Source organism: Actinomadura sp. NPDC047616 (genome assembly GCF_040642915.1).
GTDB classification, from domain to species: Bacteria; Actinomycetota; Actinomycetes; order Streptosporangiales; family Streptosporangiaceae; genus Spirillospora; species Spirillospora miaoliensis.
The window spans coordinates 12473-30333 of the sequence record NZ_JBEYTB010000001.1 but is presented as its reverse complement, the minus strand read 5'-3'; the positions used below and the strand labels follow the sequence as shown (position 1 = coordinate 30333).

16 protein-coding genes are annotated in these 17861 nt (G+C 71.7%); 7 read left to right on the top strand and 9 right to left on the bottom strand.

Annotated elements, in window-relative coordinates; genetic code table 11:
* Positions 1-20: 20 nt before the first annotated feature.
* The 5 genes from ABZ801_RS00145 (at position 21) to hisC (ending at position 4137) form a co-directional block, all read left to right on the top strand.
* Positions 21-221, top strand: coding sequence for a hypothetical protein (locus ABZ801_RS00145; protein ID WP_344958765.1), 201 nt, complete (start codon positions 21-23; stop codon positions 219-221).
* A 142-nt stretch (positions 222-363) separates the two neighbouring features.
* Positions 364-1683, top strand: a complete 1320-nt coding sequence (locus ABZ801_RS00140) for an SPFH domain-containing protein (RefSeq protein WP_360690554.1) — start codon at positions 364-366, stop codon at positions 1681-1683.
* 125 nt (positions 1684-1808) lie between these two features.
* Positions 1809-2519 carry an NUDIX domain-containing protein gene (locus ABZ801_RS00135; RefSeq protein ID WP_344958769.1) on the top strand — a complete coding sequence of 237 codons (711 nt, stop codon included), beginning with the start codon at positions 1809-1811 and terminating at the stop codon, positions 2517-2519.
* A gap of 166 nt (positions 2520-2685) precedes the next feature.
* Entirely contained in the window at positions 2686-2979 is a 294-nt protein-coding gene (locus ABZ801_RS00130) for a DUF6401 family natural product biosynthesis protein (RefSeq protein ID WP_360690550.1), read from the top strand.
* Positions 2980-3057: 78 nt separating this feature from the next.
* Entirely contained in the window at positions 3058-4137 is a 1080-nt protein-coding gene (gene hisC / locus ABZ801_RS00125) for a histidinol-phosphate transaminase (RefSeq protein WP_360690547.1), read from the top strand.
* A gap of 13 nt (positions 4138-4150) precedes the next feature.
* On the opposite strand, the gene ABZ801_RS00120 is transcribed toward hisC, so the two are convergent.
* Both ABZ801_RS00120 and murA read right to left on the bottom strand, forming a co-directional pair.
* Positions 4151-5479: a transcriptional regulator gene (locus tag ABZ801_RS00120; RefSeq protein WP_344958775.1), complete on the bottom strand. Its 1329-nt coding sequence runs from the start codon at positions 5477-5479 to the stop codon at positions 4151-4153.
* An 807-nt stretch (positions 5480-6286) separates the two neighbouring features.
* Positions 6287-7573, bottom strand: a complete 1287-nt coding sequence (murA, locus tag ABZ801_RS00115) for a UDP-N-acetylglucosamine 1-carboxyvinyltransferase (RefSeq protein WP_360692654.1) — start codon at positions 7571-7573, stop codon at positions 6287-6289.
* Positions 7574-7875: 302 nt separating this feature from the next.
* Here murA and ABZ801_RS00110 point away from each other — a divergent pair, with 302 nt between their 5' ends.
* On the top strand, positions 7876-8946 hold the full coding sequence (locus tag ABZ801_RS00110) for a suppressor of fused domain protein (RefSeq protein WP_360690542.1): 1071 nt from the start codon (positions 7876-7878) through the stop codon (positions 8944-8946).
* 22 nt (positions 8947-8968) lie between these two features.
* Here ABZ801_RS00110 and ABZ801_RS00105 read toward each other — a convergent pair whose 3' ends face one another.
* The 3 genes from ABZ801_RS00105 to purD all read right to left on the bottom strand — a co-directional run bounded on the left by ABZ801_RS00105 (position 8969) and on the right by purD (position 12552).
* Entirely contained in the window at positions 8969-9793 is an 825-nt protein-coding gene (locus tag ABZ801_RS00105; protein ID WP_360690539.1) for an MOSC N-terminal beta barrel domain-containing protein, read from the bottom strand.
* A 58-nt stretch (positions 9794-9851) separates the two neighbouring features.
* Entirely contained in the window at positions 9852-11174 is a 1323-nt protein-coding gene (purB, locus tag ABZ801_RS00100) for an adenylosuccinate lyase (protein WP_344958783.1), read from the bottom strand.
* 124 nt (positions 11175-11298) lie between these two features.
* The gene (gene purD, locus ABZ801_RS00095) at positions 11299-12552 is read right to left on the bottom strand and encodes a phosphoribosylamine--glycine ligase (protein WP_360690536.1); all 1254 of its coding nucleotides are present in this window, start codon (positions 12550-12552) and stop codon (positions 11299-11301) included.
* Between the two features lie 509 nt (positions 12553-13061).
* Here purD and corA point away from each other — a divergent pair.
* The gene (gene corA, locus ABZ801_RS00090; RefSeq protein WP_360690533.1) at positions 13062-14168 is read left to right on the top strand and encodes a magnesium/cobalt transporter CorA; all 1107 of its coding nucleotides are present in this window, start codon (positions 13062-13064) and stop codon (positions 14166-14168) included.
* Positions 14169-14238: 70 nt separating this feature from the next.
* Here corA and ABZ801_RS00085 read toward each other — a convergent pair whose 3' ends face one another.
* The 4 genes from ABZ801_RS00085 to ABZ801_RS00070 all read right to left on the bottom strand — a co-directional run bounded on the left by ABZ801_RS00085 (position 14239) and on the right by ABZ801_RS00070 (position 17748).
* Positions 14239-15156 carry a glycerophosphodiester phosphodiesterase family protein gene (locus ABZ801_RS00085; RefSeq protein ID WP_360690530.1) on the bottom strand — a complete coding sequence of 306 codons (918 nt, stop codon included), beginning with the start codon at positions 15154-15156 and terminating at the stop codon, positions 14239-14241.
* Positions 15157-15266: 110 nt separating this feature from the next.
* A complete protein-coding gene (locus ABZ801_RS00080; RefSeq protein WP_344958793.1) occupies positions 15267-16550 on the bottom strand; it encodes an adenylosuccinate synthase in 1284 nt (427 codons plus the stop codon).
* A 154-nt stretch (positions 16551-16704) separates the two neighbouring features.
* Complete coding sequence (locus ABZ801_RS00075; RefSeq protein ID WP_344958795.1) at positions 16705-17124, bottom strand: DUF3151 domain-containing protein; 420 nt, start codon at positions 17122-17124, stop codon at positions 16705-16707.
* Between the two features lie 162 nt (positions 17125-17286).
* Positions 17287-17748, bottom strand: a complete 462-nt coding sequence (locus tag ABZ801_RS00070) for an SDR family NAD(P)-dependent oxidoreductase (protein WP_360690525.1) — start codon at positions 17746-17748, stop codon at positions 17287-17289.
* Positions 17749-17861 lie beyond the last annotated feature (113 nt).

Genomic DNA, 17861 nt, shown 5'->3' with positions numbered 1-17861 from the left:
GGAAACAGCGGGGGGAGCCCTTGATCGGCAAGGAGGGCCGGGTCACCGGCAGGATCGGCCCCGGTCTGGTCGGCGAGGTGATGATCCCCGTACGCGGCGGGGTCGAGGCCTTCTACGCCCATCCGGTCGACCCGCGCGAGGAGATCCCGGTGGGGAGCATCGTGGTCGTCGTCGAGTACCATCCGCCCCGCACCGTCTACGTCGCCCCAGCCCTGGCCTGATCCTCCCGCCGGCCCGCGGTTCGCGGCCTTGGCATGGCCGGTCACGGCCTTTTCGTTCAAACGACAGAACCGTTTCGGGCTGTACCGCGTCTATTGGGCGAGTCGAGTGGCATCGGGGGGCCCGGGACCGGTAGGAGGCCGCATGTCCATAGCAATACCCATCGCGGTGGTCGTCGCGCTGATCGTGCTGATCATCTTGTTCAAGATGGTCTGGCGGGTCGCCGAACCCAACGAGGCGCTGATCATCTCGGGGCTGGGCGCGCGGTCCAAGCCGATCGACGGCGTGGACAGCCTGGGCTTCAAGATCGTGACGGGCAAGGGCACCGCGGTGCTGCCCGGGTTCCAGGTGGCGCGGCGCCTGCGGCTGGACAGCCGGGCCGCCAACCTGGAGGTCAACTGCGTCACCCAGCAGGGCATCCCGGTCCGGGTGCTCGGCGTCGTGATCTACAAGGTGGGCGACGACTTCGTGTCCATCGCCAACGCCGCCCGCCGCTTCCTGGAGCAGCAGGGCTCCATGGACGGCGCCATCCACGAGCTGTTCACCGGCCACCTGCGGTCGATCATCGGCGGCCTGACCGTCGAGGACCTGATCCTCAACCGGGAGCGGCTGACCAGCGAGACGCGCAGCTCGGCCGCCGACGAGATGAGCAAGCTCGGCCTGGTCGTCGACTCCCTGCAGATCCAGGAGATCGACGACGAGACCGGCTACATCATGAACCTCGGCCGTCCGCACGCGGCCCGGGTGTCGTCGGCCGCCCGCATCGCCGAGGCCGAGCGCGACCAGGAGGCCACCGAGCGCGAGCAGGAGGCCGAGCGGCAGAAGGCCGCGGTGATCCGGGACACCGAGATCAAGAAGGCCGAGTACGAGGGCCAGGTGCGGCAGGCCGAGCAGCAGGCCCGGCAGGAGGTCATCCTCAAGGAGACCCGCAACGCCGAGCTGGAGGCCGAGCGCACCGAGAAGCGGCTGGAGAGCGAGATCCGCAAGCCCGCCGACGCCCGCGCCTACGAGCGGGTCAAGCTGGCCGAGGCCGAGCGCGAGGAGCGCATCCGCCGCGCCGAGGCGCAGGCCAAGGAGATCCAGCTCAAGGCGCAGCGGGAGGCCGAGGCCACCCGCATCCTGGGTGAGGCGCAGGCCGAGGCGACCCGGCAGAAGGGTCTGGCCGAGGCCGAGGCGATCAAGGCGCGGGCCGCGGCGCTGGCCGAGAACCAGGAGGCCGTCATCGCCCAGCAGCTCGCCGAGAACTGGCCGCAGATCGTCGAGGCCGGCGCCAAGGTGTTCGGCAACGTCGACAACATGGTGGTGCTGAACGGCGCCGACGGCATGGAGGACATGCTGGCCAAGGCCCTCACCCTCGGCGGCACCGGGCTGGGCCTGGCCCGCCAGATGCTGGCCGGGATGAACACCGCGCCCACCCCCAACGGTCACGTCCCGGCGGTCACCAACGCCACGCAGGACGACTGACACCACACCTTCCGGCCCGTCCGTGCGGCGCCCGCGAGTAGCGGTCGCCTCGCGGGCGGGCTTTCGGCCGGACGGGCCGCACGAGCACCGGTCACCGCGTACCGGCAGCCGGTAACGTTCGTGACATGACCGTGCCCCGCCTCGCCGTCACCGTCGACCTCGTCGTGCTCACCGTGCGGGGCCATCGGCTGTGCGCGCTGATGTGGCGGCGCGACCGCGACCCCTACAACGGCTGCTGGTCGCTGCCCGGCGGGTTCATCCAGCTCGACGAGGACCTGCCGGTGGCCGCGGCGCGGCTGATGGCCGAACGCGCCGGGCTGGCCGACGTGCGCATCCACCTGGAGCAGCTGGCCACCTACGGCTACCCCGACCGCGACCCGCGCCAGCGCGTGGTCAGCGTCGCCTACCTGGGCCTGGCGCCCGACCTGCCCGCCTCCAGCCGCGCCCAGGTGCTGTGGACGCCGGTGGACGACCTGATCAACCGCGACCGGGCCGCCTTCGACCACCGCCGCATCCTGTGCGACGGCGTCGAGCGGGCCCGCGCCAAGCTGGAGTACACCTCGCTGGCCGCCGCGTTCTGCCCGCCCGAGTTCACCGTGGCCGAGCTGCGCCGGGTGTACGAGATCGTCTGGGGCTGCCCGCTCGACCCGCGCAACTTCCACCGCAAGGTCACCGGGGCCGACCGCTTCCTGATCCCCACCGGCCGCACCACCACGCGCGACGGCGGCCGCCCCGCCCAGCTCTACCGCCGGGGCGACGCCGAACAGCTCCGCCCGCCCATGCTCCGTCCCCGCCCGGACCGGACCGCCACCCCCCAGCCCCTCACCCACACCTGACCCGCCCGGCGGGGCGTTGCGCAGGGTCACCGACCCGCTGCGAACGCGCGGGCGGAGAGCGCAGCGCGTGATCATCAACTGACCGGGCGCGACGTGCGGCGAGGTTGTTGGGACGGGTTTCGGGGGTGACGTCGCGGCAGGTGGCGGGCGTTGCTAGCTTGTCGCCATGGATGATCTGTCGGAGGAGCTGGGCCTGCTGGTCCGCGACATCGGCGAGGCCGGCGTGGCGGAGATGGCCTGCTCGCCCGCGCTGGTCGCGGCCGTCGACCAGCACGCCGCCGAGATCCGCGAGATGCGACTGGTGCCCGGACGGTCGCAGACCGAGGCGCTGCTGGCCTACCTGCACGACTTCACCGAGGAGGTGTTCCGGCGCGGCTGGCGCCCGAACGGGACCCGCGACTGGGAGTTCGTCCGGATCGTTACTATTTGCTGGATGCTGCGTCAGGCGTCCGGTTCATAGGTCTTTCCTAGGTCTGTTTCGCTCGGGTGGCCGGTTCGTTCCCTGGACCCCACCACCCCGTCGCTCTGGAGGACAACGGTGTCCGAGGCAACCACACCGCGCTTCCGCTCGGTCCTCGACCGGTTCGTGGCCTACAAGCCCGGCAAGATGGTCGTGTCGCCGGACGGCCGGTCGTTCAAGCTGTCGTCCAACGAGTCTCCGCTCGGCCCGCTGCCGTCGGTGGTGGAGGCGATCGGCCGGGCCGCCGGGCGCGTCAACCGCTACCCCGACAACGCCTGCGCCGAGCTGACCGAGGCGATCAGCGCCCGCCAGGGCGTGCCCGCGGACCACATCGCGGTGGGCTGCGGCTCGGTCGGGGTCACCCAGATGCTGCTGGAGGCGGTCGGGGAGCCGGGCGCCGAGGTGGTGTACGCCTGGCGCTCGTTCGAGGCCTACCCGCTGCTGGTGTCGCTGTCGGGCGCCACGTCCGTCCAGGTCCCGCTGCGCGACGAGACGCACGACCTGGCCGCGATGGCCGACGCGATCACCGAGCGGACCCGCCTGGTGTTCGTCTGCAACCCCAACAACCCCACCGGCACCGCGGTGCGGCGCGCCGAGCTGGAGGCGTTCCTCGACCGGGTGCCCGCCGACTGCCTGGTGGTGCTGGACGAGGCGTACCGCGAGTACATCCGCGACGCGGACGTGCCCGACGGGCTGACCCTGTACGGCGACCGCCCCAACGTGGCCGTCCTGCGCACCTTCTCCAAGGCGTACGGGCTGGCCGGGCTGCGCGTCGGCTACCTGGTGGCGCACCCGGCGGTGGCCGAGGCGATCCGCAAGACCTACCTGCCGTTCTGCGTCAGCAGCGTCGCGCAGGCCGCCGCCGTGGCGTCGCTGGCCGCCACCGACGAGCTGCTGGCACGCGTCGACGAGACCGTCAAGGAGCGCGACCGGGTCCGCGAAACGCTGCTGGCCGACGGCTGGACGGTGCCGCCCACGGAGGCCAACTTCGTGTGGCTGCGGCTCGGCGAGCGCACCATGGAGTTCTCCGCGGCCTGCGACGCCCAGGGCGTCAGCGTGCGGCCGTTCGCGGGCGAGGGCGCCCGGGTGTCGATCGGGACTCCGGAGGAGAACGACGCCTTCCTGGCCGTCGCCGCCGCCTTCCCGCACCGCGCCTGACGGCTGACGGGGGTCAGGCGCCGGCCTTGGGGCCCAGCTTCTCGACGATCAGCCGGTAGAGCTGGCGCGGGCGGCCGGGCTGCGGCGTGCGGTTGGGCGGCAGCGGCCAGGCCAGGCCCTCCTCGACCAGCGTGCGCAGCAGCCGCCGGGCGGTGCGCGGCGTGACGCCGAGCATCTTGCCGGCGTTCTCCGCGTCCACGATCAGCGGCTGGTCCTGGTCGCCGAGCTTGTCGGCCAGCCGCGCCAGGATCTCCAGCCCCTTGGGCTTGGCCTGCGGCTGGGTGCGCGGGGGCGTGCGCGGCGCGGGGACCAGCGCGCGGCCGTCCCGGTCGAGCGCGAACCCCTGCGTGCGCTGCGAGCTCTGCGACCGGGCCAGCGCGGCCCGCGCGTGCGACTCGGCCTCGTGCGCGGTGCGGCCCATGCCGATGCCGACCTCGACGGCCAGCCCGAGCTCCTCGCGTACCCGCTCGACGAACGGCGGGGTGCGGAACCCCTCGGTGCCGGCGGTGACCGACCCGCGTGTGGCGATGACCAGGTAGCTGTGGTCGTCCAGCGGCCACACCGAGGCGTTCATGCGGTGCGCCTCCTGCAGCAGCACCCGGTGCAGGGCCAGCTTCAGCTCGTCCCGCCAGTAGCGGGGGGTGACCCGGCGCGGCGTCTCGCGCAGCGTCGGCACGTCCACCAGGACGACCACCAGCTGCGACTCCTCCAGCCGGTGGTGCGCGCCGAGCAGCGCCGCCGTCTGCAGCGCGCTGCGGATCGCGGCGCCGGTCGGACGCACCCGGATGGTCGGCACCCCGGCCATCTCCATCCGTTCGGCGGTGGCGTGCACGCACGTCATCGCCACCGTGGTCGCGCCGCGCCGCCACAGCCGCTCGTGGAAGGCGGCCAGCGTTCCGGGCCCGGCCGCCTCCTCGCGCAGGTGCACCTGGTCGGTGGCCAGGTTGATCTCTGAGTACGCCTCCTCGACCTCGGCCCGGCCCAGCACGTCGATGCTGACCCGGGCGGGGTCGTACCGTTCGTCCAGCGACGCCCGCAGCAGCGCGCCCTGCAGGGCCGCGCCGTTCAGCGGGACGAAGGTCGCCGGCATGGTCAATACCCCGGCCTTGCGGGCGAAGTCGTACGGCACCGGGCTGGCGAACAGGCACACGTCCACGCCCGAGCCGAGCCGGACGACCTTGTCGGCCGCCTCCTGCTCGTCCCGGTACGCCGCGGCCACCAGCCGGCTCGGCACCGGCGTCGGCCCGTGTCCCATCAGCATGACCCGCTCCACCAGGTCATGCGGGCCCACGACGCCGATCGTGAGCTCCGGTGTCACCGATCCCGACCGTGCGGCGGTCATCGGCGACCGCCCGTTGCCCGCTCGGCCCCTCGGCGGGGCCCCGGCCCCGGCCCTGCGTTCACGCACGCTCCGCCCAACGGTTGACTCATGGCTTGTCGCCCCTGCCTTCTGACCCAGCACCGCAGTTCCCGTGCGATTCGTTCCTCAGTGGGCAGATCGGGTCAGGGCGACGTTGTGTGACGCCCAGACGCGAAATCGAATCAAGAGTGCGGCGAAAAAGTAACCTACGCGACCCCTCAGTCAGTAATTTGTCACCATTCGGTCAGTCTTGATCCTGCATCTTCGGTCGTCCGAAGATGAAAGGCAAGACCCGAAAACGCCGCAACAGCACCGCTGTTGCGCTGATGTGCATTGAGAAGACCCCCGTAGCGTACGTTTGGTTTACCTGTGGCCCGAAATTCGCCCATTCCGTGGTGGCCATCGCCAAAAATCAAGCGAAACGTCAGTTTGGACGCCCGGAAGGCGCCGTTCCCGGGTCCGGTGGCGCCCCTTCGCCCGCTGGTCAGCCGTCCCGGGGCGGTCCGGCCGACGATCCGCTGACGCTCTCCTTCTGCGTACCGCCGCCCTTACCGTGCGTGAACGCGGCCGTGGTGGGGGCTATGGCGGTGAATTTGTTACGGTCGTGACTGTGTTGCCGCGTATCAGTAAGGACGTCGCTCAGACCGGCCGACGTTACAAGCGATCTTGACAACGCACGCCACTCCGGAGCGCCCGGAGAAGGCCGACGACAGGGGGGAAACCGGGTGAAAAGGCAAACCGCCCGCGCCGCGCGGTGGCGGGCGGGCGGTCGGCGGGACCGGGGCCGGGTCAGGCGGTCTCGCGGGTGATCTCGGCGCCGAGCTGGGACAGGCGCTCGGCGGTGTGGGCGTGGCCGCGGTCGAGGTAGTAGGCCGAGGTGATGGTGGTCTCGCCCTCGGCGGCCAGCCCGGCCAGCACCAGGGCGCTGCCGCAGCGCAGGTCGTGCGCCTGCACCTCGGCGCCGCGCAGCGGACGCGGGCCGTTGACCTTGGCGCGGTTGCCGTTGACCTCGATGTCGGCGCCCATCTTGCGCAGCTCGTCGGCCAGCTTGAAGCGGCCGTCGAAGATCCGCTCGTAGATGTAGGACGGGCCGTCGGCCAGGCAGGACACCGCCATGATCGGCGATTGCAGGTCGGTGGCGAAGCCGGGGTACTCGTCGGTGATGACGTTGATGGGCCGCAGCGGGCGCTCGCGGCGCACCTGCAGCACCGCGCCCTGCTGGTGGAACTCCACGCCCATCTGCTCCAGCTTGTCGGCGGCCACGCCCAGGTGCTCCAGCGAGGCGCCCACCAGGTTCAGGTCGCCGCCGGTGATCGCGGCGGCCATGACGAACACGCCCGCGTCGATGCGGTCGGGCATGACGGTGTGCTCGACGGCGGTCAGCCCGTCCACGCCCTCCACGGTGATGAAGCCGGTGCCGCCGCCGCTGATGCGGGCGCCCATGGCCTGCAGCAGCGCGATGTGGTCGAGCACCTCCGGCTCCAGCGCCGCGTTCTTGATCAGCGTGGTGCCCCGGGCCAGCGCGGCGGCCATGATCAGGTTCTCGGTGCCGGTGTGCGACGGGGTGTCGCAGTACAGCGTGCCGCCGCGCATGTCGCCGGCCTTGATGTGGATGATCCCGTTGCCGTTGCCGTCCATCTGCTCGGTGACGGTGGCGCCGAGCCGCTTGAAACCGTTGTAGTGGAAGTCCAGGTTGCGGCTGCCCAGATTGCAGCCGCCCACGCCCTCGATCACGGCCTCGCCGAGCCGGTGCAGCAGCGCGGGGACGAACAGGAAGGAACCACGGAAACGGGAGGCGATGTCGGCTGGCAGGACCGGGCTGTCCAACCGGGACGCGTCGATCACCAGGGTGCGCTCGGCCTCGTGCAGTTCGGCCTTGGCGCCCACGGCCCGGGCCAGCTCGACGGCGCGCCGCACGTCCTCGATGATCGGGACGTTGCGCAGGACCGTGCGGCCCGTGGCGGCCATCAGCGAGGCGCCGATCATCGGCAGGACGGCGTTCTTGGCGCCCTGGATGAAGACGGTGCCGTGCAGTCGCCGCCCGCCGCTGACGCGGTAGCGGACCTCGTGGCCCATGGTCATCCCGATTGACTCCTTTAGCTGCGAAAACGGTGTGTCCTGAGGCCTGTGTGACTGGCCTGCCCGCCCGTCCGACGAGGAAACGGGGGTCATGTGCCGAAGGCGCCGGACGGTGTCCCTGTGCGTCGGCGCGCCCAAGTAAACCACCGTGACGCCGATGAGACGTCCGGACCGGGGACCTCGTTCCGCCGGTCACATCGTTAGATCGCACGTCGGCCCCCCAGGGTTCGGATCGAGTGTCCTCAGGGTCTCCCGTTTCGCCGTAACGTGTCCCCCATGTCGGACTAAGGTGACGGTCTATGGCTGAAACATCCCCCGGCTGGGACGCGATCGACGGTGCACTCGCCCGAATCTACGGCGATGCCGAGCCGTACCACTGGGGAACGATCATCAAGTGGGCGTTGGGCGGGCCCGACCCGCTCGACGGCATCAGCGTCTACCGGCGCGAGGACCCGGTCCCGCACTGGCATTACGTTTCCTACGGGATGACCGAGCTGTACGACAAGCACTCCAGCAATCCCGACGAATCGGGCTGGGGCTTCGAGTTCACCTTCCGGCTGGTGCGCGATCCCGCCGAGCCCGCCGACGCCGAGCCGCCGGTCTGGCCGGCCAACTTCCTGCAGAACCTCGGCCGGTACGTCTTCGAATCGGGCAACTGGTTCGAGGCCGGCCACCACATCGACCTCAACGGCCCGATCGCCACCGACCGCGACGACACCGCGATCCGCGCCGCCGCGTTCGTCCAGGACCCGGAACTCGGGGCGATCTCCACACCGCACGGCCGCATGGAATTCCTGCAGGTGGTCGGGCTCGCGTACGACGAGTACGAGGCGGCCCGGGGCTGGAACACCGAATCGCTGCTGGAAACGCTGAACCCGCACATGCCGCTGTTCGTCACCGATCTCGACCGGGCCTCGCTGATGACGGCTCCGGCCGTGGCCGAGACCGTGCGGCAGGGCGCCGCGCGCGACGGGTCGAGCCAGGGCTCGGTGTTCGTGGACGTCGTGAGCTGGAGCCGCGAGGCGGACACGGTCACGATCCGCCTGGGCGCGCTGCCCGCCCCGTCCATCGCCGAGGCGCTGCGCCGCCGCCTGCCGTTCGGCCGCGACCTGATCGTCCACGGGAACGACGCGCGGATCTGGTTCCGGCCCGGCGACGCCTACTCCGCCGTGGAGATCGACGACGAGGCGCTGGCGGTCACCGTCCCCGAGTCGGCGCTGGAGTCCGTGCTGGACGACCTGACCGCCGCCCTGCCCCCCGAGGCGGGCCGCCGGACGGTGCCGTCCCTGCCCGGCCTGGTGATCGACATCGAGCGGTCGGTCATCCGCGACGCGCGGTCGGGCGAGGCGACCGGCCGGGTCGTCGGCTGACCCCCGACGTCACCGAGCAGCGCTACCGTGCCTCCAGGACCTCCACCGGGTCGCCGACCGTCAGGGTGCCCAGGGTTCGCGGGACGGCGTTCTGGCCGAAGCGGATGCCGCGACCGATGGTCCGGTACGCGGCGAGGGTGCGCAGCGGCTCGCGTCCGCGTTCGCCGGTGTCCTGGTCGGTCGTGGTGATCACGCAGCGGGCGCACGCCTTGACCAGCTCGATCACCGTGGGCCCCACCCGCAGCAGCCGCGCCGCGTCCTCACCGAACGCGCCCAGCCCCTCGATCACCAGGTTGGGCCGGAACCGGTTCATCGGCAGCGGCTCGGCCAGCCGCGCGTTCAGGTCCGCCAGCGACTCGGCGGAGATCACCAGCAGCGGGTAGCCGTCGGCGAACGCGACCCGGCCGCCGGCCCGCGAGGTCGGCCGGTGGCCGGTGAAGCGCACCAGGCGGCAGTCGGCGCCCAGCAGCGCCGAGAACCAGGCGGCCGCCTCGTCGCCCTGGTCGATCCCCTCGCAGGCGGACCGGTGCACGAACACCTCGCGCACCGGCCCGTCGGCCACGGCCTTGTGCACCAGCGGCGTGACCCCGGCCGCCGGGTCGGCGACCTCCACGGTCAGGACCACCCCGTCGAACGACGGCCGCAGCAGGGCCATCCGGGTGAAGTCCCGCTGCGACAGGAAACGCCCCTCAGGGGTGACGAGCATGAACTCCCGGTCGTGCGTCAGCCCCGTGGGCGTCAGCTCGGCGGTGCGCAGGGACGTGCCACGGCCGCTCTTGAACGGGTACACGTTCAGCTCGGTGAGCACTCCACGGGGGAGGTCGTCCCCCCTCGCGGATACCGTCACGGCGACTCCTAGGGATGCTGCGCGCGCCCGGGGCGGTGCGCGGTGCGCGCGGTGCGGGTCAGGTGAGGGCCGCCAGGCGGTCGAAGACGGGACCGAGGCGCTCCACGAACCGTTCGGGGCGGCACACCTCGTCCAGCCGCGCCTCGTCCAGGGCCAGCCCCGCCCCCTCGTTCCAGGAGGCGGCGTGCTTGCGCAGCGTCTCGCGGAACGGCACGCCCGTCTGCCAGGTCTCCATGGCGGCCTTCTGGACCAGCGGGTACGCCTCGTCGTCGCGCGACATGCCCATCTCCACCAGCTCCAGCAGCACCGTGGAGGTGTAGATCAGCCCGCCGGTCGACTCCAGGTTGGCCTTCATCCGGTCGACGTCCACCACCAGGCCGGACATCAGCCGGTTGGTCAGGTGCAGCATGTAGTCCAGCGCGGTGGACGCGTCCGGCAGCGCGATCCGCTCGGTGGAGGAGTGCGAGATGTCGCGCTCGTGCCACAGCGGGACGCCCTCCAGGACCGGGACGATCTGCGCCCGGACGATCCGCGCCAGCCCCGCCAGCCGCTCGGAGATGATCGGGTTCTTCTTGTGCGGCATGGCCGAGGAGCCCTTCTGGCCCTTGCCGAACGGCTCCCACAGCTCGCGCACCTCGGTGCGCTGCCCGTGCCGCACCTCCAGCGCGATCGCCTCGCACACCGTCGCCATGATCGCCAGCGCGGACGTCCACTCGGCGATGCCGTCGCGCAGCACCACCTGCGTGGACACGTCGGCGGGGCGCAGCCCGAGCCGGTCGGCGACCTGCCGCTCGATCGCCGGGTCGATGTTGGAGTAGGTGCCGACCGCGCCGGAGATCGCCATCACGCCGACGGCCTCGCGGGCGCGGCGCAGCCGGTCGCGGGAGCGCGCCATGCCGAACGCGAAGTCGGCGACCCGGTGCCCCCACACGTCAGGCTCGGCGTGGATGCCGTGCGTGCGGCCCACGCGCAGCGTGGCGCGGTGCGCCAGGGCGTGGTCGCGCAGCGTGGCGACCAGCGCGTCCGCCTTGGCCAGCAGGATGTCGGTGGCCTCCACCAGCTGCAGGGCCAGCGCGGTGTCCAGCAGGTCCGAGGACGTCATGCCGAAGTGGACGTACCGGGCCGCCTCACGGGGCTCGGTGTTGTCCGCCCACGCCGACAGGAACGCGATCACGTCGTGCTGGGTGACCGCCTCGATCTCGTGCACCGCCTCCGGGGTGGGCGGCGGCGCGTTGCGCACCGGCTCGACCACCTCCGCCGGGATCGTGCCCGCCGCGGCGTGCGCCTCGACCACCAGGGTCTCGACCTTGCACCACAGCTCGTACTTGTGCGCGTCGCTCCAGACGCGCCCCATCTCCGGAAGGGTGTACCGTTCGATCACGCCCCCGATTCTCGCAGGTCGCGCGAGGTGCCCGGGCCCTGGGGGACGGGCTGCGCGGGGCCGGTCAGGCGCATTCGCGCCGGTCGCGCGGGCGGCGCGGCGGCGCGCGCCGCTCAGGCGCCGGTCAGGCGGACTGGGCGGCGGCCTGCCGGGCGATGTCGGTGCGGTGGTGGGAGCCGCGCAGGCCGATCCGGCCGAGCGCCTCGTACGCGCGGTCGCGCGCCTGCGTCAGGTCCGCGCCGGTGCCGACGACGTTCAGCACCCGGCCGCCCGCCGACACCAGCCCGCCTTCGGGGCCGACGGCCGTGCCGGCGTGCAGGACGTAGGCGTCCGGCACCTGAGCGGCCTCCTCCAGCCCCGTGATCACGTCGCCCTTCGCCGGGGAGGCCGGGTAGTTCTCGGCCGCCAGCACGACCGTCACGGCCGCGCCCGGACGCCACTCCAGGCGCGTGGACGGGGCGAGCCCGCCGATCGCGCACGCCTGCAGCAGCCCGCCCAGGGGAGTGGCCAGGCGGTCCAGCACGACCTGCGTCTCCGGGTCGCCGAAACGGGCGTTGAACTCCACGACCCGCACGCCCTTGGACGTCAGCGCCAGCCCCGCGTACAGCACCCCGACGTACGGCGTCTCACGGCGGCGCAGCTCGGTCACGGTGGGGAGCACCACCGTCTCCATCACCTCGTCCACCAGCCCGGCGGGCGCCCAGGGCAGCGGCGTGTACGCGCCCATGCCGCCGGTGTTGGGGCCCTCGCCGCCGTCGTAGGCGCGCTTGAAGTCCTGCGCGGGCAGCAGCGGCACGGCGTGCTGGCCGTCACTCAGCGCGAACAGCGACACCTCCGGGCCGTCGAGGTACTCCTCGATGACGACCCGCCCGCACGCGGCGGCGTGCCGCAGCGCCTCGTCGCGGTCCTCGGTGACGACCACGCCCTTCCCGGCGGCCAGCCCGTCGTCCTTCACCACGTACGGCGGGCCGAACGCGTCGAGCGCCGACTCGGCCTGGTGCGCCGACTCGCAGACGTGCGACGCGGCGGTCGGCACGCCCGCGGCGGCCATGACCTCCTTGGCGAACGCCTTGGACCCCTCGATGCGGGCGGCCGCGCGGTCCGGGCCGAAGCAGGGGATGCCCGCCTCGCGCAGCGCGTCGCCCACCCCGGCGATCAGGGGGGCCTCGGGGCCGACCACCACCAGCTCCGTCCGCAGCCGCCGGGCCAGCTCGACGACGGCGGTGGGGTCGGTGACGTTCAGCGCGTGGTTGTCGCCGAGCGCGGCGGTGCCGGGGTTGCCCGGCGCGCAGTGCAGGGCGGTGACGGCGGGGTCAAGGCTGAGGGCGCGGGCGAGCGCGTGCTCACGGCCGCCGGATCCAAGGAGGAGTACTCGCACGTCACGCGAGCTTAGCCGTCCGCCCGGTGGCGACTGCGGGTCAATGCCGGTTAAGGCGCGTTGAGACGAGTTAAGGACCGGTTGGGAGCTGTCAGGAGCTGTTCAACGGCTGGCCTTGTGCAGGGCATACGCATGGGGGCGCGAACGTTGCGATAATGATGCGGGCGTCCGGACGGCGTAGCACGCCATGGCCCGGAGCCCCGCGCGTCCCCCCGGTCGAGTGACCACGAACACGTCGTGCGGCGTCAACCGTGCCGTCGCCCGCATCGTCTTATATGTCGACTGGTAGGCTGCCGAGGCTGTGATCTGACGGCCGTGAGCGAAGGGAGGTGGTCGTGATGAGCCCTGGCGATCCTTGCAGTACGCCGGAACTCCCTCACAGTCCGATGCCGACTGTTCGTCCGACCGCCTCTTCCAGGCGCCCGGCCTCCGGCTTCGCGCGCTCCTCCCGCTGACGCACGGGTGAGCGCGCGCTGCGCGCGTGTGGCCGGCGGGTTAGGAGCAACCTCATGGCCATGACAAGGGTCCGCCCTGGTCGCGCGACGATGTCGCTTTTCCGGACGCGGGGACGACCGCACGCGTCCGGCTCCTCCAACGGCGGCCCGCTCCGCGACACGGCGGTGATCGACTGGGCCGCGTACATCGACGGCAACCGGGTGTCCACCGACACCGCCGCCGACGCCGTCCGCCTCATCCGCGACGGCCGCCTGACCGCCGACGGCGACAGCGCCGGCTTCGTGTGGGTCGGGCTGCACGAGCCGTCCGCCGCCGAGCTGACCGACCTGGCCGACGTGTTCGGCCTGCACCCCCTCGCCGTCGAGGACGCCATCCACGCCCACCAGCGGCCCAAGCTGGAGCGCTACGACGACGTCCACTTCCTGGTGATGAAGACCGTCGGGTACGTGCGGCGCGAGCCCGGCGGCGCCGAGGTCGTCGAGACCGGCGAGATCATGATCTTCTGCGGCGCCGACTTCGTGGTCACGGTGCGGCACGGCGCCCACGGCGAGCTGGGCCCGGTGCGGCGCCGCCTGGAGAAGAACCCCGAGCGCCTGGCCCTCGGCCCGGCCGCCGTCGTGCACGCCATCGCCGACAGCGTCGTCGACGGGTATGTGTCCGTCGCCGACGCCGTCCAGGAGGACATCGACGAGGTCGAGGAGGCGGTGTTCTCCCCCGACCGCACCGACGAGTCGCGCCGCATCTACCGGCTCAAGCGCGAGGTCATCCAGCTCAAGCGGGCCGTCGGGCCGCTGGCCGGGCCGCTGCGCAACCTGTCGGGCCGCCGCTTCGTGCCCGCCGAGATCAAGGAGTACCTGCGCGACGTCGAGGACCACCTGACCCGCGTGCGCGAGCAGGTCGAGTCCTACGACGAACTGCTCAACCCGATCCTGCAGGCGCACATGACGCAGGTGACGGTCGGCGACAACCAGGACATGCGCCGCATCTCCGCGTGGGGCGCGCTGTTCATGGTGCCCACCGCGATCGCCGGGATCTACGGCATGAACTTCGAGTTCATGCCCGAGCTGAAGTGGAAGTACGGCTACCCGATGATCCTGGGGATCATCGCGGTGACCTGTGTGTCGCTGTACCGGGGCTTCCGCCGCAACGGCTGGTTGTGACCGGCCGTTCCCGCAGTAAGCCTCGCGGGGGCGGCGGCGCGTGTACGCGCTCGCTCGCTCGGCGGGGGGCTCACTGCGGGATCGGCGCGGCCATCGGCCTGGGCAGCGGCAGGCGGTGCTCGGCGAGGACGGTGCGCAGCCTGTCGGGGTAGTCGGTGACGATCGCGTCCACGCCGTAACCGATGAACCGCGACATCTCCTCCGGCTCGTTCACCGTCCACACCACCACCGGAAGCGCCAGCGTCTGCGCCTCGTCCACCAGCACGGGCGTGGTCAGGTGGTGCTCGGGTGACAGCGCCGTCGCACCGATCTTCATGGCGCTGCCGGCGGGGTCGTCGGGCGCCATCCCCGCCAGCCACGGGGAGTCGGGGACGAGCGTGCGCCGCTCCACCAGCGCGACCCGCCCGGCGGCGGGGGCGTGGCGCTGCGCGGCCGTCAGCACCCGCCAGTCGAACGCCAGCAGCCGGCTGCGGCCCGTCAGCCCGAACTCCTCCAGGACCTCCGCCACGGCGGCCGTGAAGCGCTCCACGTCGGCGTCCGGCCAGCTCGGGTCCGTCTTCAGCTCGACGGCGAGAACGACGTCGTACGCGCCGCTCAGCAGCGCGCAGGCCTCGGCCAGCGTCGGCAGTGAGGTGCCCGGCACCGGAAGCTGCGTCAGCACGAACGGGTCGTCGTCGCCGCGCGGGCGGCGCACGCCGGCCTCCAGCGTCTTGACCTGCTCCAGCGTCAGATCGCGGATGGCCCTGCCCACGTAGGGGAACAGCGGGTCGCCGGGACGCGCGGGCGCGGTGTCCGCCAGCGTCACGGGGGACAGCACCTGGTCGTGGTTCAGCACCACCACGCCGTCGGCGGTGATGCCGACGTCGAGCTCGATCGCGTCGACGCCGAGTTCCAGCGCGTGCGCGAAGCCCGCCAGAGTGTTCTCCGGTCGAAGTCCCCGTGCTCCCCGATGGCCGTGGAGCTCGACGGCTCCCCCGGTGAAAATCACGCGTGGAACGCTACAGCCTTGTCACTAACGCATGGTGGCCGACCGGTGAGAAAACATGAAACCGCATGTAAGACGGTGTTCAGACGACGTTGCCCGCGCGGGCGCCGCGCTCAGACCAGCGGACGCAGCGACAGCGTCTGCTCGCGGCCCGGGCCCACGCCGATCGCGGAGATCTGCGCGCCCGCCATCTCCTCGATGGCCCGCACGTACGCCTGGGCGTTGTCGGGCAGGTCGGCGAACGTCTTGGCGCCGCTGATGTCCTCCTGCCAGCCGTCCAGGTACTCCAGGATCGGCTTGGCGTGGTGGAACTCGGTCTGCGACGGCGGCATCTCGTCGTGCCGGACGCCGTCGATGTCGTACGCCACGCACACCGGCACCCGGTCGAGGCCCGACAGCACGTCCAGCTTGGTCAGGAAGTAGTCGGTGATGCCGTTGACGCGGGTGGCGTAACGGGCGATCACCGCGTCGAACCAGCCGCAGCGGCGGTCGCGGCCGGTGGTCACCCCGTACTCGCCGCCGGTCTTGCGCAGGTACTCGCCCTGCTCGTCCAGCAGCTCGGTGGGGAACGGCCCCGAGCCGACCCGCGTCGTGTACGCCTTGAGGATGCCGATCACCTTGGTGATCTTCGTGGGGCCGAGTCCGGACCCGGCGCACGCGCCGCCCGCCGTGGGAGACGACGACGTCACGAACGGGTAAGTGCCGTGGTCGATGTCCAGCAGCGTGCCCTGGGCGCCCTCCAGCAGCACGACCTTGCCCTCGTCCAGCGCCTTGTTGAGCACCAGCGTGGTGTCGGTGACGTACGGGCGGATCCGCTCGCCGTACTCGACGTACTCCTGCACGATGGGGCCGGTGTCGATGCGGCGCCGGTTGTAGACCTTGGTGAGGACCTGGTTCTTCTCGCGCAGCGCCAGGTCGAGCTTCTGGGTGAGGATGTTGGGGTCGAACAGGTCCTGCACCCGGATGCCCATGCGGTTGATCTTGTCGGCGTACGCCGGGCCGATGCCGCGACCGGTCGTGCCGATGCGGGCCTTGCCCAGATACCGCTCGGTCACCTTGTCCAGCGCCCGGTGGTGGGGCATGATCAGGTGCGCGTTGGCGGAGATGAGCAGCCGCTCGCAGGAGACGCCGCGCTCCTTCAGGCCGTCGATCTCCGACAGCAGCACGGCCGGATCGATCACCACCCCGTTGCCGATCACCGGGACCACGTCCGGGGACAGCACCCCCGACGGCAGCAGGTGCAGCGCGTAGCTCTCGTCGCCGATGACCACGGTGTGTCCGGCGTTGTTGCCACCCTGGTAGCGGACGACGTAGTCGACGTCCCCGCCGAGCAGGTCGGTGGCCTTGCCCTTGCCCTCGTCTCCCCACTGGGCTCCGACAAGAACGATGGCCGGCATGCCGATCTTTCCTTCCCACGACGAAGGCCCCTGGTCGCAAGCGCGAAGGGGCCTCTTGCGATCGCATCGTACCCGCCACCGGAGACAGAGGAAAACGCACCTCACGGCCCGGAGGGGCCATACATACCGGTTGCGGCGCCCGTGACGGGTGAGGTCAGGAGGTCAGCGCCTTGGCGGCCGCCTCGCTGCTGTCGCGCAGGAAGGTCCGGCACCGCTCGGCCTCGTCGTCCTCGCCGATGGCCGCGGCGGCCCGGCCGAGGGCGTGCAGGGCCCGCAGGAACCCGCGGTTGGCCTCGTGCTCCCACGGGATGGGCCCGTGGCCCTTCCAGCCCGCCCGGCGCAGCTGGTCGAGACCGCGGTGGTAGCCGGTGCGCGCGAACGCGTAGGAGTCGATGACGCCGCCCCGCGCGAAGGCCCGGTCGGCGAGCTCGGCCCACACGGCGGGGTAGTCCGGATGACGGGCGGCGACCTCGAACGGGTCGACGCCGCTCTCCAGTGCCTCGCGGGCATCAGCGTTGTCCGGAAGATGGGTGGGGGGCGGTCCGCCGAGCAGGTTCTGGGTCATGCGGCTCATCGTAAGTCCCACCAGCTCGTCCATATCAACTCGGTCGGCCGGGGGGCTCGGGGCGGCCCAGGGGCCGCCCCGGCGGGTTCAGCCGTCGAAGTAGTGCCCCTCGATGCCCACCCCGCGGCGCGCCCGGACGGTCGCGCGCCGAGGGGTCTGCGTCGCGACCTGTCAACGTGGGGCGAGTTCGCCGTGCGCCTCGATCGAGAGGTCCTGTCCGTCGGCCCAGGTCTTGAGCCGGTCGGCGTAGACCTGCTGGAGCCTCTCGTAGAAGCCCTGGCCGAAGAGCACCCGCAGGGGCGGGTCGAACACGTTGGTCTCGAACTGGTCGCGCAGTTCCCGCTCGGTCTGCTCCTCGATCGCGCCGATCTGGGCGTAGCCGGCGTTGTTGACGATGACGTCGAGACGGCCGAAATGCTCCTTGGCCCGCCGCACGCTGTCGAAGACGGCGGCCTTGTCGGTCACGTCAAGTTCGAGCGGGAGTACCGCGTCGCCATAGGCGGCGACCAGCTCGTCAAGGCTTCCGGTGCTCGGTGCGGTCGCGGCCACCCGGTCGCCGCGAGAAAGAGCGGCCTCGACGAAACAGCGGCCCAGACCGCGCGACGAACCGGTGACGAACCAGACCTTGCTCATGACTTTTTCCGTTCTTCCGTTTGTCGGCTGTCGGACACCAGACACCGGTGACCCCGATCCTTGTGACAGGCGCGGCCCGGTGACGTGCGCCACAGCGGGCAGGGACCGGCATC